The following is a 13,895-nucleotide window of genomic DNA, read 5'->3' as shown; positions in this document are numbered from 1 at the left end:
CCCGAGCTATGACCTCACACGCCAGTTGAGGTCGGGTTTTGTGTCTGCTCTTTACGACAGAGCAAGCCGAGCAGTTGCGATTTCTCTTCCGCAGTCAGCCCGCTTTGTTTCTCTTTGCTGATCAATCGATCCAGGAGTCGCTCGCGCTGGCGGGCGGATAACCTAGTTATAGTGTCGAAAAACTGTTGTTCAAGGTTGCCGGCCTCGATCAACCATTCCTTCTCGGCCAGCGCGCGCAGCAGGCGGCCCTGTTCGGTGCCATGCCAGCGCGCTATCAACTGTAACGACCGCAAACCCGGATTCTTTTGCCGGGCTTCGATCAAGGCGACCAGCAGCTGTGCCTGAAAATTGTCTTCATCCGCGAACTGGCTGGCATTGTCGACTTTTTCGGCCAGTTCCGGGTGGTGCAGCAGGGTGCGCAGCGCCGTTTGCATGGGCTGCTCCACCGTGACCGGTGTGCGCGGCTGGCGCGGCTCGAAGTCCTTGCGCCCGCCCTTGTTGCCCCACTGCTTGTTGTTGTCCCACTTCTTCTGGCCCTGACGACCGGCGCCACCCTGCTTTTGCGGGGTCCATTGCGGCGCTTCGTCGTGCAGGCCTTCGTAGCCGCCGGCGGGCTGATAGTCGCCGTAGTCCGGCATGCCGCCATAGTCGGCGAACGGGTCGTGGCTGGGCTGGCTCGGCGCGGGGGCGCTTTGTGCCATCTGGCTCATGGCGTCGCCGCTCAGCCCGGTGATCTCGCTCAGCCGCTGGCGCATCAGGGTGCGCAGGTTGGCGCCGGGGACCTTTTCGATCAGCGGTGCCGCCAGGGTTACCAGGTGCGCCTTGCCTTCCAGCGAGCGCGGGTCGGCCTCTTGGGTCAACTGCTCGAAGAAGTAGTCGGCGAGCGGCTGGGCATGCTGGTTGATGCGTGCCTTGAAGGCGTCGGTGCCTTCGGCGCGTACCAGCGTATCCGGGTCCTCGCCCTCGGGCAGGAACAGAAAGCGCGCCCGGCGGCCGTCTTGCAGGCTCGACAGGGTCGCCTCCAGGGCGCGCCAGGCGGCGTTGCGGCCGGCCTGGTCGCCGTCGAAGCAGAACAGCACGCTGGGCACCACGCGGAACAGCCGCTTGAGGTGCTCTTCGCTGGTCGCCGTGCCCAGGGTCGCCACCGCATTGCGCAGGCCTTGCTGGGCCAGGGCGATGACGTCCATGTAGCCTTCGACGACGATGATCTCGTCGAGGTTGCGGTTGTGCTTGCGCGCCTCGAACAGGCCGTACAGCTCCTGGCCCTTGTGGAACACCGGGGTTTCCGGCGAGTTCAGGTACTTGGGCTTGTCGTCGCCCAGTACCCGGCCACCGAAGGCGATGACCCGGCCACGGGTGTCGCGGATCGGGAACATCACCCGGTCGCGGAAGCGGTCGTAGCGCTTGCCGGTCTCGGTGTTCTCGATCAGCAGCCCGGCGTCGATCATCACCTTCTGCTGCAGGCTGTCGCTGCTCAGGTGTTTGTACAGGTTGTCCCAGCCCGGTGGCGCGAAGCCCAGGCCGAAGTCGCGGGCAATCTCGCCCGACAGCCCACGCCCTTTGAGGTATTCCACCGCCGCCTTGCGCGCCGGGTGGCTCTTGAGCGCCTGGCGGTAGTACTGCGCGGCGGCTTCGAGCAGCGGGTACAGCGGTGAGTCGGTGGGCTGGCGCGGCTTGTTGCCCCGGTTGCCCTGTTCCCTCGGCACTTCCATGCCGGCGGCCTTGGCCAGTTCTTCCACGGCCTGGGGGAAGTCCAGGTTGTCGTGGTCCATGATGAACCCCAGGGCGTTACCGCCGGCACCGCAACCGAAGCAGTAATAGAACTGCTTGTCGGGGCTGACGCTGAACGAAGGGGTCTTTTCCTTGTGGAACGGGCAGCAGGCGACGTGGTTCTTGCCGGCCTTCTTGAGTTGCACGCGCGAGCTCACCACGTCGACGATGTCGGTGCGGTTGAGCAGGTCGTCAATGAAACTCTGGGGTATCAGCCCGGCCATGGTGTTCTCATCAGGCGAAATGCAAATTATCGGTGCGCGTCATTGTGAAGCATGGCTGACGGGGATGCACTCGAGCCCTGAAACGACAGGGTGCTTTCTTGAATGATGTGACGGGGTCAGCCATCTGCGCGGCTGCCTTATATAAAACGCTGCCCTGTCGACTTTGCTTGGAAAGCCTGCAGGGCATTACGTTCTGTGCGTGAATCGCTTCGCCAGGGAAGCGAGCCGCACGGCCTGGAATCAGGCGAGATGTGCGCTGACCGCGAAGCCCGTCAAGCGGGACCTGCTGTCAGTGAAGCTGAACTGCGGACAGCCCGGCTCAGGGCCGGGCATGGCAGAAAGCTTGCGGCGTCAGTCTGTATTAGTACAGACGAACGGCGCGGCGCTGTTCGCGCTGAACTTTCTTGGCGTGACGCTTAACGGCAGCCGCTGCTTTGCGCTTACGCTCGGCAGTTGGCTTCTCGTAGAATTCGCGGCTACGAACTTCAGCCAGAACACCGGCTTTTTCGCAGGAGCGCTTGAAACGACGCAGAGCTACGTCGAAGGGTTCGTTCTCTTTTACTTTGACGGCTGGCATCCAGAGCTACCTTCATTCATTACCGGGGGCAACGCTTCGTGCAAACGTTGCACTGAATACGTCGGTTTTTAAGGGTTGCGGATGTTACCCCTTCGGGCGAGGGATTGCAAAGCCTCTGATCGAAAACCGCTGGTCGGCACCCGGGCCGACGACTATCATGCGCGCCTTCGAAGGCCGGGCGGCAGTGTAATCGCCCCGCCGCGTCACGTCTGCCCCCCTGAAAAGGCGCACCCATGCTAGTACTGGGATTAGAAACCTCCTGCGACGAAACCGGCGTCGCCCTCTACGACAGCGAGCGCGGCCTGCTGGCCGATGCGCTGTTCAGCCAGATCGACCTGCACCGGGTCTACGGTGGCGTGGTGCCCGAGCTGGCCTCGCGTGATCACGTCAAGCGCATGCTGCCGCTGATCCGCCAGGTGCTGGCTGAAGCCGACCGCGTGGCCACTGATATCGACGCCATCGCCTACACCGCCGGCCCCGGCCTGGTCGGTGCGCTGCTGGTCGGCGCCTCCTGCGCCCAGGCCCTGGCCTTCGCCTGGGACATCCCGGCGCTGGGCGTGCATCACATGGAAGGTCACCTGCTGGCGCCGATGCTGGAGGCGCAGCCGCCGCAGTTTCCGTTCGTCGCCTTGCTGGTGTCGGGCGGCCATACCCAGCTGGTGCGGGTCGATGGCATCGGCCAGTACGAGCTGATGGGCGAGTCGCTGGACGACGCCGCCGGTGAAGCCTTCGACAAGACCGCCAAGATGATGGGCCTGCGCTACCCCGGTGGCCCGGAAATCGCCAAGCTGGCCGCCAGTGGCGTGCCAGGGCGTTTCACCTTTCCGCGGCCGATGACCGACCGCCCTGGCCTGGCGTTCAGCTTCAGCGGCCTGAAGACCTTCGCCCTGAACACCTGGCAGCAGTGCCAGGCGTCTGGCGACGACAGCGAACAAACCCGTTGCGACATCGCCCTGGCCTTCCAGGAGGCGGTCGTGGAGACTCTGACCATCAAGTGCAAGCGCGCCCTCAAGCAGGCCGGGCTGAACAGCCTGGTGATCGCCGGTGGGGTGAGTGCCAACAAGGCGCTACGGGCTTCGCTGGAAAGCATGCTGGCGGGCCTCAAGGGCCAGGTGTTCTACGCCCGCCCGCAATTCTGCACCGACAACGGCGCGATGATCGCCTACGCCGGTTGCCAGCGTTTGCTGGCCGGGCAGAAGGAAGGCCTGGGCATTCATGTGCAGGCACGTTGGCCAATGGAGCAGTTGCCCAGCCTTTAAGCCCGGGCTGCGTCAGAAATGTCGTTCGCGCCCGGCCAGCAGGTCGCGTAGATTGCCCCGGTGGCGCCACACGATGAGCAGCGTCAACAGGCTCACCGGCAACAAGGCGCGGGGTTCCTGCCAGGCCAGCAGCGGCAGGGTCAGGGGGGTGGCGATCAACGCCGCCAGCGAGCTGGTGCGGGTCAGGTAGAAGGTCAGCAGCCACACGGCCACGGCCAGTGCGGCGGCGGGCGGGTAGAGGCCCAGCAGCATGCCGGCGGCAGTGGCCACGCCCTTGCCGCCCTTGAAGCGGAAATACAGCGGAAACAGATGGCCGAGCACTGCGCATAGGCCGACCCAGGCCTGTTGGCCGTGGCCCAAGCCGTAGTGCTGGGCGATTAGTACGGGCAACAGGCCTTTGCAAAGATCGCCGGCCAGGGTCAGGATGGCGAGCTTCTTGCCCGCCAGGCGCAGCATGTTGGTGGCGCCGGCATTGCCCGAGCCGCTGGCGCGCGGGTCCGGGCTGCCGCTGAGGCGGCTGAGCAGGATGGCGAAGGACAGTGAGCCAAGCAGGTAGGCGAGTATCGCCAGTAACCAAAACATGCTAACCATTCCGGGCAAGGATGGCCCTGATTCTAACGGCGCATTGCGCCCTTGTCGTGCTGTGGAGAGTAGTGCTTGGACAGAGTGTTCATCGAGGGGCTGGAAGTCGAGACGGTGATCGGCGCCTATGACTGGGAGCGCGGCATTCGTCAGTGCCTGTGTCTGGACCTCAGCTTCGCCTGGGATAACCGCCCGGCAGCGGCGGGCGACGACCTGAGCAAGGCGCTGGATTACGCCAGTGTGTCCGAGCGCATCCAGGCCTTCGCCGCGCAGACCCAGTACCAGTTGGTGGAAACCTTTGCCGAGCGCCTGGCCGAAGTGCTGATGAGCGAGTTCGGCATTCCCTGGCTGCATATCAAATTGACCAAGCCGGGCGCCGTAGCGGCCGCCCGTGGCGTGGGTGTGGAGATCGAGCGCGGATGTCGCTGACGCGGATTTTCCTGGGCCTGGGCAGCAACATCGAGCGCGAACGGCACCTGACTGCCGGCCTCGATGCGCTGGCGGGCTTTCTCGGCGACCTGCAGTGCTCGCCGGTGTTCGAGAGCCATGCCGTGGGTATCAAGAGCGGGCCGTTCTTCAACCTGGTGGTCAGCGCGCTGACCGACCTGCCGTTGATGGAGCTGGACCGCCGGCTGAAATTCATCGAGGCCGACAATGGCCGTTATGCGCCCGACCGCGTCGGCCTGCCGCTGGATATCGATGTGCTGCTGTATGGCGAGCAGGTCGGCAACTTCGATGGTCTGGTGCTGCCGCGTGCGGAAATCCTGAAAAATGCCTTCGTATTGTGGCCATTGTCGTTGATCGCGCCTGAGCAGGTTCATCCCGGTGCGGGGCAGTCGTTCGCCAGCCTGTGGGCTGCCGCGCAGATCGACCAGCAGCTGTGGCCGGTGGCCTTCGAATGGCGAGGGCAAGCGCTGACCCCGGCGCAAATGCTGACCCGCGCCTGACCGGGGCCAGGCTTTTCGCGGCTGAAGCCGCTCCCACCGGCAGGGACCGGCTGTCGCGGTCGGCTTTAGGGCCGGCTTCAGCCGGGATTGCTTTTCGCGGCTGAAGCCGCTCCCACCGGCAGGGACCGGCTGTCGCGGTCGGCTGTAGGACCGGCTTCAGCCGGGATTGCCTTTCGCGGCTGAAGCCGCTCCCACCGGCAGGGACCGGCTGTCGCGGTCGGCTTTAGGGCTGGCTTCAGCCGGGATTGCCTTTCGCGGCTGAAGCCGCTCCCACCGGTAGGTATCGGCTGTCGCGGTCGGGCTGTAGGACCGGCTTCAGCCGGGATGCTTTTCGTGGCTGAAGCCGCGCCTGGCGGTCGGCATCAGGCTTGCTGGCTGGCCTTGTAGACTTTCAGTCTGTCCAGCCTGGCTTCGCGCAGGGCATTGCCCAGTTCCTGGCCCTTGAGTCCCTTTTCCAGCAGCGGTTGCACGGACACCGCGCGGGCCGCGTCGGCGGCGCCGCGCAGGTAGATGGCCTGGGGATAATCTCGCTCTTCGAAACCCTGTCGGCCACGGGCGTCCATTTCGCAGGCGGCGATGAATTCTTCGAAGCGCTGCGGCCGACGGTAGACGTCGAAGCTCTGCAGCAGGTCCAGCAGGGTCGAAGGCTTGAGTTCCAGGGCGCGATGCCCGTGGGTATGGTACTGGCCGACCAGCAGGGCCAGTTCCTGGCACTCCTTTGGCGCCTTGACCCGCTCGTTGACCGCCTTGATCAGCGGCAGGCCGGTGTGTTCGTGGGCAATGTGGCGCGGCCATTCGTCCGGCGGGGTGGCGCCTTTGCCGAGGTCGTGCAGCAGGCAGGCCCAGCGCACGCTCAGCGGCTGCTGGTGGCGGGCGGCCTGCAGCAGGACGCGCAGAATGTGTTCGCCGGTATCGATTTCCGGATGATGCGCCTCTGGCTGCGGTACACCGAACAGGGCTTCGACCTCTGGCATCAGTTCCTGCAGGGCGCCACAGTCGTGCAATACCCGAATGAACACGTCGGGGCGTTCTTCCATCAGGGCGCGGGAGATTTCCTTCCAGCTGCGTTCCGGGGTCAGCGCCTTGAGTTCGCCGGACTCACTGAGCTGGCGCATCAGGGCCAGCGTTTCGGGGGCGATGCTGAAACCCAGCGGGGCATAGCGTGCAGCGAAGCGCGCCACACGCAGCACACGCAGGGGATCTTCGGCGAATGCCGGGGAAACGTGACGCAAGATGCGGGCTTCGAGGTCTTGCTGGCCGCCATAGGGGTCGGTCAGCTGACCGTCCTTGTCTTCGGCCATGGCGTTGATGGTCAGGTCGCGGCGGATCAGGTCCTGTTCCAGGGTGACCTCCGGGCTGGCATGGAACACAAAGCCGCCATAGCCCACGCCGCTCTTGCGCTCGGTGCGCGCCAGGGCGTATTCCTCGCCGGTCAGCGGATGCAGGAACACCGGAAAGTCAGTGCCCACCGGGCGGTAGCCCTTGACCAGCATCTCTTCACTGGTGGCCCCAACCACCACCCAGTCGGTATCGGTGACGGGTTGCCCCAACAGGCGATCGCGAACCGCGCCGCCGACTTTGTAAATCTGCATAAGAACCTCCGTAGGCCCGACAGGATAAACCTTGTACGGGCCGCAGGAGGTTAAAACTGCGTGATGAGGCGTTGCAGGGGAGTCAGAGGTGATGGACCACCGCCAGGTCCAGGCGCGGGTATTCGTTGTCGGCGCCTTCGCCACGGGGCGGTACGTGGTGGGTCTTGACGATCTGATCACCCTGCAGGGTTTCCAGGTGCACGTCGAAGCCCCACAGGCGGTGCAGGTGCTTGAGCACTTCGTCCGTGGACTCGCCCAGCGGTTTGCGGTTGTGCTGCTGGTGGCGCAGGGTCAGCGAGCGGTCGCCGCGCCGGTCGATGCTGTAGATCTGCACGTTGGGTTCGCGATTGCCCAGGTTGTACTGCGCGGCCAGGGTTTCACGAATGATGTGGTAGCCCGCTTCGTCGTGGATCGCCGGCACCAGCAGCTCTTCCTTCTGGTCGTCGTCCATGATGCTGAACAGCTTGAGGTCGCGCATCACCTTGGGCGACAGGTACTGCAGGATGAAGCTCTCGTCCTTGAAGCTGCTCATGGCGAACTTGATGGTGCTCAGCCAGTCGCCACCGGCAAGGTCCGGGAACCAGCGGCGGTCTTCGTCGGTGGGGTTCTCGCACATGCGGCGGATGTCCTGGAAGATCGAGAAGCCCAGGGTGTAGGGGTTGATGCCGCTGTAGTAGGGGCTGTCGAAGCCAGGCTGGTAGATCACGCTGGTGTGCGACTGCAGGAACTCGAACATGAAGCCGTCGGTGACCAGCCCTTCGTCGTACAGGTCGTTGATCAGGGTGTAGTGCCAGAAGGTCGCCCAGCCTTCGTTCATCACCTGGGTCTGGCGTTGCGGGTAGAAGTACTGCGCGATCTTGCGCACGATGCGCACCACTTCACGCTGCCAGGGCTCCAGCAGCGGGGCGTGTTTCTCGATGAAGTAGAGGATGTTCTCCTGCGGCTCGGCTGGAAACCGCGCGTTGTCGGCCTGGCTGTTCTTCTCGGCGCTTTTCGGGATGGTGCGCCACAGGTCGTTGATCTGCCGCTGCAGGTGCTCCTCGCGGTCCTTCTGGCGACGGCGCTCCTCTTCGGCGGAGATGGGGTAGGGCCGCTTGTAGCGGTCGACGCCGTAGTTCATCAGCGCATGGCAGGAGTCGATGAGGTCTTCCACGGCGTCGATGCCGTGGCGCTCTTCGCACTGGGTGATGTACTGCTTGGCGAACACCAGGTAGTCGATGATCGAACTGGCATCGGTCCAGGTGCGGAACAGGTAGTTGCCCTTGAAGAAGCTGTTGTGCCCGTAGCAGGCATGCGCCACCACCAGTGCCTGCATGCACATGGTGTTTTCTTCCATCAGGTAGGCGATGCACGGGTCGGAGTTGATGACGATCTCGTAGGCCAGTCCCATCTGTCCACGCGAGTAGGACTTTTCCGTGCTGAGAAACTGCTTGCCATAGGACCAGTGATGGTAGCCCAGCGGCATGCCCACCGAGGCGTAGGCGTCCATCATCTGCTCGGCGGTGATCACCTCGATCTGGTTAGGGTAGGTGTCCAGGGCATAGCGTTCGGCGATACGCGCGATTTCCCGGTCGTATGCCTGGATCAGTTCGAAGGTCCACTCTGACCCCGTGGAGAGGGGCTGGCGTTTCTGATCTCTAGCGGTCATGTCACTAACCTGCGCTGGAAGAGTTCACGGAATACCGGGTAGATATCACCGGCGGACACCAGTTGCTGCTGGGCGAAGGTATCGGCGAATTCCTCGCTGATGCGCTCGTATTCGTACCACAGCGCCTGGTGCTCGCGGGGGGTGATTTCCACGTAGGTGTAGTACTGCACGAACGGCATGATCTGCTTGGTGAGGATTTCCCGGCAGATCGGCGAGTCGTCGTTCCAGTTGTCGCCGTCGGAGGCCTGGGCGGCGTAGATGTTCCACTCGTTGGCCGGGTAGCGCTCGGCCATGATCTCCTGCATCAGCTTCAGGGCACTGGAAACGATGGTGCCGCCGGTTTCCCGGGAGTAGAAGAACTCTTCTTCGTCCACCTCGCGGGCGCTGGTGTGGTGGCGGATGAACACCACGTCGATCTTGTCGTAGTTACGCTTGAGGAACAGGTACAGCAGGATGAAGAAGCGCTTGGCGATGTCCTTGGTGGCCTGGGTCATCGAGCCGGACACGTCCATCAGGCAGAACATCACCGCCTTGGAGCTGGGGTTGGGCTGCTTGACCAGCAGGTTGTACTTGAGGTCGAAGGTGTCGAGGTAAGGCACACGGCGAATGCGCGCCTTGAGGCGTTCGACTTCGCCTTCGAGTTCCTGGATATCGCCGAAGTTGTCCGGTTCTTCGACCTTCAGGCGCTCCAGCTCGACCTGCACCTGCTTGAGCCGCGCGCGGCTGCTGCCCGACAGGGCGATGCGCCGGGCGTGGGCCGAGCGCAGGGTGCGGACGATGTTGATGCGCGAGGGGTTGCCCTCGTTGCTGATGCCGGCGCGCACGGTCTTGAAGGTGTCGGTGCCGGTGAGGTGGCGTTTGACCAGGTTGGGCAGTTCGAGGTCTTCGAACATGAATTCGAGGAATTCTTCCTGGGTGATCTGGAAGACGAACTCGTCCATGCCTTCGCCGGAATTGCTGGCCTTGCCGGCGCCCTTGCCGCCACCGCCGCCCTGGGGACGGGCGATGCGCTCGCCCGCAGTGAACTCCTTGTTGCCGGGGTGCACGACGGTCTGCTTGCCGCCGCGGCCATGGTGCAGGACCGGCTCGTCGATGTCGCGGCCGGGGATGCTGATCTGTTCGCCGTGCTCCATGTCGGTGATGGAGCGGCGGCTGACGGCTTCTTCAACCGCCTTCTTGATGTGGTCGCGGTAACGCCGCAGGAAACGCTGGCGATTCACCGTGCTCTTGTTCTTGCCGTTCAGGCGTCGGTCGATCACGTAACTCATAGGGGCCCCTTAGGGGAGCTGCAAGCTCCAGGCTACAAGCTGCAAGTTTGCCTATCCAAACGCCGGCTTCACGCAGTCAACGGCGCACCTGCTGCCCCCTGTGGGGCGACAGGTACGTCGTTGCTGACCTGAAGCTTGCCGCTTGTCGCTGCCTTACTGCGATTTGCGTACGCGCAGGTACCACTCGGAGAGTAGACGCACCTGCTTGTCGGTGTAGCCCCGCTCGACCATTCGAGTGACGAAGTCGTTGTGTTTCTGTTGGTCTTCCTTGCTGGCCTTGGCGTTGAAGCTGATGACCGGCAGCAGGTCTTCGGTGTTGGAGAACATTTTCTTCTCGATCACCACCCGCAGCTTTTCATAGCTCAGCCAGGTTGGGTTCTTGCCATTGTTGTTGGCACGTGCCCGCAGGACGAAGTTGACGATCTCGTTGCGGAAGTCTTTCGGGTTGCTGATGCCGGCCGGCTTCTCGATTTTCTCCAGTTCTTCGTTGAGGGCCACGCGGTTGAGGATTTCACCGGTTTCCGGGTCGCGATATTCCTGGTCCTGAATCCAGAAGTCTGCGTACAGCACGTAGCGGTCGAAGATGTTCTGCCCGTACTCGCTGTACGACTCCAGGTAGGCGGTCTGGATTTCCTTGCCGATGAACTCGATGTAGCGCGGTGCCAGGTACTCCTTGATGAAGCGCAGGTAGCGCTCACGGGTTTCGGCCGGGTATTGCTCCTGTTCGATCTGCTGCTCCAGCACGTAGAGCAGGTGCACCGGGTTGGCGGCGACCTCGTGCGGGTCGAAGTTGAACACCTTGGAGAGGATCTTGAAGGCGAAGCGGGTGGAAAGCCCGGTCATGCCCTCGTCGACGCCTGCGCTGTCGCGGTACTCCTGGATCGACTTGGCCTTGGGATCGGTGTCCTTGAGGTTTTCCCCGTCGTAGACGCGCATCTTGGAGTAGATGTTGGAGTTCTCCGGCTCCTTGAGGCGCGACAGGGTGGTGAACTGGGCGAGCATCTTCAGCGTGTCAGGCGCGCAATGGGCGCTGGCCAGCGAACTGTTGATCAGCAGCTTCTCGTAGATCTTGATCTCGTCGCTGACACGCAGGCAATACGGCACCTTGACGATGTAGATCCGGTCGATGAAAGCCTCGTTGTTCTTGTTGTTGCGGAAGCTGTGCCACTCGGACTCGTTGGAGTGGGCCAGCAGCGTGCCGTTGAAGGGAATCGCGCCCAGGCCTTCGGTGCTGTTGTAGTTGCCTTCCTGGGTGGCGGTGAGCAAGGGGTGCAGGACCTTGATCGGCGCCTTGAACATCTCGACGAATTCCATCAGGCCCTGGTTGGCCCGGCACAGCGCGCCCGAATAGCTGTAGGCGTCGGCATCGTTCTGCGGGAATTCTTCCAGCTTGCGGATATCGACCTTGCCCACCAGCGCAGAGATGTCCTGGTTGTTCTCGTCGCCCGGCTCGGTCTTGGCGATACCGATCTGGTTGAGGATGGAAGGGTAGAGCTTGACCACCTTGAACTGGCTGATGTCACCGCCGAACTCGGCCAGGCGCTTGGTGGCCCAGGGCGACATGATGGTGTTGAGGTAGCGGCGCGGGATGCCGAAGTCCTCTTCGAGGATGTCGCCATCTTCGGCAGCGTTGAACAGCCCCAGCGGCGACTCGAATACCGGCGAGCCCTTGATCGCGTAGAAGGGCACCTTCTGCATCAGTTGCTTGAGCTTTTCGGCCAGGGACGACTTGCCGCCGCCGACCGGGCCGAGCAGGTAGAGGATCTGTTTCTTCTCTTCCAGGCCCTGCGCGGCATGGCGGAAGTAGGAGACGATCTGCTCGATGCACTCTTCCATGCCGTGGAAATCGGCGAAGGCCGGGTAACGTCTGATCACCTTGTTGGAGAAGATCCTCGACAGGCGCGAGTTGGTAGAGGTGTCTACCAGTTCGGGCTCCCCGATGGCCATGAGCAGTCGCTCTGCTGCCGAAGCGTAGGCGCTGCGATCCCGTTTGCAGAGCTCAAGGTACTCCTGTAGTGAGAGCTCTTCCTGCCGTGTGGTTTCGAAGCGTTGTTGGAAGTGGCTAAAAATACTCATGACGTCACCTCGCTCGATACGTTGAGCCGGCGGCGGATCGTCAGTCGATGCTGGCAGCAGCTGAGTATCCAGATGCCGTTACCCCCCAGAACACCATAAAAGTAACTACCGATGACCCACGCGCCGGTGTACCGGCTCTCCCCGGATTACGGATGGCCTGTGGGTAAGAATAGTTCGGTTTCTGGAAGGTAAAGAAGGGATGTGCGAAAGGAGCCCCGAGCCGTTCGTCGGTTCAGGGCGCCAGCCCACGCGCTACGCGGGGTGAGCCGGATTAAATTTTTTTTTCGTTCAGCCTTGCTCGGTTTCGTTCGGGTAGTGGCCACGCCATGCCTCGAAGCCGCCGTCGAGGCTGTAGACGTCGGTGAAACCCTGGCTGGCCAGGTAGGCGGCGGCGTTCTGGCTGGAGTTGCCGTGGTAGCAGACCACGATCACCGGCTGGCTCGGCTCGGTGTCGGCGATGAAGCCGGCCAGCGAGTGGTTGTCGAGGTGGCGGGCACCGCTGATATGGCTGCCGGCGAAGGTCTGTGGGTCGCGGATATCGACCAGCACGGCGCCTTGTTCACGCAGGGTGTGGGCCTGCTCGGCGGAAATGCGTTTGAAGTCGGTCATGTCTGGGCTCCAGGCTGGGGTCAGTTCGGGGTGGTCGTGATCGGGCGCTGGGCCACGGCCCGCCCGTCAGGGTCGCAATCGCAGTAGTGGCGCTGCAGGGTATCGACATTGAGTAGGGTCATGCCACCGCCCCATACGCAGCCGCTGTCGAGGGCGAACACGCCGGGCTCGTCGCAGCGCCCCTCCAGGGCCGCCCAATGGCCGAAGATGATCTTCAGGTCACGGGTCTTGCGCTCTTTGTGGCTGAACCAGGGGGCATAGCCGGGCGGGGCGGTGTCGATGCCTTCCTTGCCCTTGAGGTCGAGCTTGCCATCGGCGGTGCAGAAACGCATGCGCGTGAAATAGTTGGTGATGACCCGCAGGCGCGCGACGCCTTGCAGATCACCGTCCCACTTGGCTGGCTCGTTGCCGTACATGTTGGCCAGGTAGTCGTCGTAGCGGGCGTCGTCGCGCAGCACGGCTTCGACCTCGGCCGCCAGTTTGAGGGCTTTCTTGAGGGTCCACTGCGGCGGGATGCCGGCATGCGCCATGGCCACGTTGCGCTCGGCATCGTAGTGCAGCAGCTTTTGCCGGCGCAGCCAGTCGAGCAGTTGCGCGCCGTCGGGGGCCTCAAGGATCTCGTTGAGGGTGTCGCCCTTCTTCAGGCGCCCGGCCTGGCGTGACACGGCCAGCAGGTGCAGGTCGTGGTTGCCCAGCACGCAGGTCACCGCGTCACGGATGCCATACAGGTAACGCAGGGTCTCCAGCGATTGCGGGCCGCGATTGACCAGGTCGCCGACCAGCCACAGCTGGTCCTGGCCAGGGGTGAAGCGCACATGGTCGAGCAGGCACTTGAGCGGTTCCAGGCAACCCTGCAGGTCACCGACTGCATACACCGCCATCAGTGCAGGGCGCCCGGTACGGCGAGGCGGAAGGGCGCAATCACCGCGTCGAAGCGTTTGCCGTCTTCGGCGAGCATCTGGTAGCTGCCCTGCATGGCGCCGACCTGGGTGGGCATCACCGTGCCGCTGCTGTAGGTGTGGCTTTGCCCGGCCTTGATCAGCGGCTGCTGGCCGACCACGCCCTCGCCACGCACTTCTTCGACATTGCCGTTGCCATCGGTGATGACCCAGTGCCGTGACAGCAGCTTGGCCGGCAGCAGGCCGTTGTTGTGCACGGTGATGGTGTAGGCGAAGGCGAAGCGGTTCTGCTCGGGATTCGATTGCTCGGCGAGGTAGCGCGTCACGACGCTGACATCAACCTGGTAACGAGGATCGGACATGCGGTGTGCCTTGAATACTTGGGTTTCGTAGAAAACCTAGGGCGAATGACTCAAGCAAGGGCTCAGTCTAGGTCATGTACGG

Annotated in this window: 13 protein-coding genes; 3 read left to right on the top strand and 10 right to left on the bottom strand. The window is 63.2% G+C overall.

Annotation, left to right across the window (positions count from 1 at the left end; genetic code table 11):
- Nucleotides 1-14 precede the first annotated feature (14 nt).
- Nucleotides 15-1,994: a DNA primase gene (gene dnaG, locus RRX38_RS13740; RefSeq protein WP_295476158.1), complete on the bottom strand. Its 1,980-nt coding sequence runs from the start codon at nt 1,992-1,994 to the stop codon at nt 15-17.
- Nucleotides 1,995-2,355: 361 nt separating this feature from the next.
- Nucleotides 2,356-2,571 carry a 30S ribosomal protein S21 gene (rpsU, locus tag RRX38_RS13735; protein WP_003255575.1) on the bottom strand — a complete coding sequence of 72 codons (216 nt, stop codon included), beginning with the start codon at nt 2,569-2,571 and terminating at the stop codon, nt 2,356-2,358.
- A 233-nt stretch (nt 2,572-2,804) separates the two neighbouring features.
- Between rpsU and tsaD the strand changes: the two genes are divergently transcribed.
- Complete coding sequence (tsaD, locus tag RRX38_RS13730; RefSeq protein WP_295476159.1) at nt 2,805-3,830, top strand: tRNA (adenosine(37)-N6)-threonylcarbamoyltransferase complex transferase subunit TsaD; 1,026 nt, start codon at nt 2,805-2,807, stop codon at nt 3,828-3,830.
- 12 nt (nt 3,831-3,842) lie between these two features.
- On the opposite strand, the gene plsY is transcribed toward tsaD, so the two are convergent.
- Entirely contained in the window at nt 3,843-4,412 is a 570-nt protein-coding gene (gene plsY / locus RRX38_RS13725) for a glycerol-3-phosphate 1-O-acyltransferase PlsY (protein WP_295476161.1), read from the bottom strand.
- A gap of 75 nt (nt 4,413-4,487) precedes the next feature.
- On the opposite strand from plsY, the gene folB reads away from it, so the two are divergent.
- Together folB and folK are read left to right on the top strand one after the other, a co-directional pair.
- Nucleotides 4,488-4,841, top strand: a complete 354-nt coding sequence (folB, locus tag RRX38_RS13720) for a dihydroneopterin aldolase (RefSeq protein WP_315959579.1) — start codon at nt 4,488-4,490, stop codon at nt 4,839-4,841.
- Nucleotides 4,832-5,359, top strand: coding sequence for a 2-amino-4-hydroxy-6-hydroxymethyldihydropteridine diphosphokinase (gene folK / locus RRX38_RS13715; protein WP_315959578.1), 528 nt, complete (start codon nt 4,832-4,834; stop codon nt 5,357-5,359). Before folB ends, folK begins: the two co-directional genes overlap by 10 nt.
- Nucleotides 5,360-5,721: 362 nt before the next feature.
- Here the strand turns inward: folK and RRX38_RS13710 are convergent, their stop codons facing one another.
- The 7 genes from RRX38_RS13710 to apaG all read right to left on the bottom strand — a co-directional run bounded on the left by RRX38_RS13710 (nt 5,722) and on the right by apaG (nt 13,813).
- Nucleotides 5,722-6,951 carry a multifunctional CCA addition/repair protein gene (locus RRX38_RS13710; protein ID WP_295476167.1) on the bottom strand — a complete coding sequence of 410 codons (1,230 nt, stop codon included), beginning with the start codon at nt 6,949-6,951 and terminating at the stop codon, nt 5,722-5,724.
- An 82-nt stretch (nt 6,952-7,033) separates the two neighbouring features.
- Nucleotides 7,034-8,599, bottom strand: a complete 1,566-nt coding sequence (locus RRX38_RS13705; RefSeq protein WP_295476169.1) for a SpoVR family protein — start codon at nt 8,597-8,599, stop codon at nt 7,034-7,036.
- The gene (locus RRX38_RS13700; RefSeq protein ID WP_315959577.1) at nt 8,596-9,867 is read right to left on the bottom strand and encodes a YeaH/YhbH family protein; all 1,272 of its coding nucleotides are present in this window, start codon (nt 9,865-9,867) and stop codon (nt 8,596-8,598) included. Before RRX38_RS13700 ends, RRX38_RS13705 begins: the two co-directional genes overlap by 4 nt.
- Before the next feature lie 153 nt (nt 9,868-10,020).
- On the bottom strand, nt 10,021-11,943 hold the full coding sequence (locus RRX38_RS13695) for a PrkA family serine protein kinase (RefSeq protein ID WP_295476173.1): 1,923 nt from the start codon (nt 11,941-11,943) through the stop codon (nt 10,021-10,023).
- Between the two features lie 288 nt (nt 11,944-12,231).
- Nucleotides 12,232-12,552, bottom strand: a complete 321-nt coding sequence (gene glpE / locus RRX38_RS13690; protein WP_295476175.1) for a thiosulfate sulfurtransferase GlpE — start codon at nt 12,550-12,552, stop codon at nt 12,232-12,234.
- 20 nt (nt 12,553-12,572) lie between these two features.
- On the bottom strand, nt 12,573-13,433 hold the full coding sequence (locus RRX38_RS13685; RefSeq protein ID WP_315959576.1) for a symmetrical bis(5'-nucleosyl)-tetraphosphatase: 861 nt from the start codon (nt 13,431-13,433) through the stop codon (nt 12,573-12,575).
- Complete coding sequence (apaG, locus tag RRX38_RS13680) at nt 13,433-13,813, bottom strand: Co2+/Mg2+ efflux protein ApaG (RefSeq protein WP_295476179.1); 381 nt, start codon at nt 13,811-13,813, stop codon at nt 13,433-13,435. Before apaG ends, RRX38_RS13685 begins: the two co-directional genes overlap by 1 nt.
- Nucleotides 13,814-13,895 lie beyond the last annotated feature (82 nt).

The sequence above is a fragment of the Pseudomonas sp. DTU_2021_1001937_2_SI_NGA_ILE_001 genome (assembly GCF_032463525.1).
GTDB lineage: Bacteria > Pseudomonadota > Gammaproteobacteria > Pseudomonadales > Pseudomonadaceae > Aquipseudomonas.
Note: the sequence above shows the minus strand (reverse complement) of the source record. Positions and strands in the feature narration are given on the sequence as shown.

Excerpts from the sequence above, each read along its gene's own strand:
- RRX38_RS13705 (WP_295476169.1), bottom strand. The coding sequence starts at position 8,599 with ATGACCGCTAGAGATCAGAAACGCCAGCCCCTCTCCACGGGGTCAGAG.
- RRX38_RS13710 (WP_295476167.1), bottom strand. The coding sequence starts at position 6,951 with ATGCAGATTTACAAAGTCGGCGGCGCGGTTCGCGATCGCCTGTTGGGG.
- dnaG (WP_295476158.1), bottom strand. The coding sequence starts at position 1,994 with ATGGCCGGGCTGATACCCCAGAGTTTCATTGACGACCTGCTCAACCGC.
- plsY (WP_295476161.1), bottom strand. The coding sequence starts at position 4,412 with ATGTTTTGGTTACTGGCGATACTCGCCTACCTGCTTGGCTCACTGTCC.
- RRX38_RS13685 (WP_315959576.1), bottom strand. The coding sequence starts at position 13,433 with ATGGCGGTGTATGCAGTCGGTGACCTGCAGGGTTGCCTGGAACCGCTC.
- rpsU (WP_003255575.1), bottom strand. The coding sequence starts at position 2,571 with ATGCCAGCCGTCAAAGTAAAAGAGAACGAACCCTTCGACGTAGCTCTG.
- apaG (WP_295476179.1), bottom strand. The coding sequence starts at position 13,813 with ATGTCCGATCCTCGTTACCAGGTTGATGTCAGCGTCGTGACGCGCTAC.
- RRX38_RS13695 (WP_295476173.1), bottom strand. The coding sequence starts at position 11,943 with ATGAGTATTTTTAGCCACTTCCAACAACGCTTCGAAACCACACGGCAG.
- tsaD (WP_295476159.1), top strand. The coding sequence starts at position 2,805 with ATGCTAGTACTGGGATTAGAAACCTCCTGCGACGAAACCGGCGTCGCC.
- glpE (WP_295476175.1), bottom strand. The coding sequence starts at position 12,552 with ATGACCGACTTCAAACGCATTTCCGCCGAGCAGGCCCACACCCTGCGT.
- RRX38_RS13700 (WP_315959577.1), bottom strand. The coding sequence starts at position 9,867 with ATGAGTTACGTGATCGACCGACGCCTGAACGGCAAGAACAAGAGCACG.
- folK (WP_315959578.1), top strand. The coding sequence starts at position 4,832 with ATGTCGCTGACGCGGATTTTCCTGGGCCTGGGCAGCAACATCGAGCGC.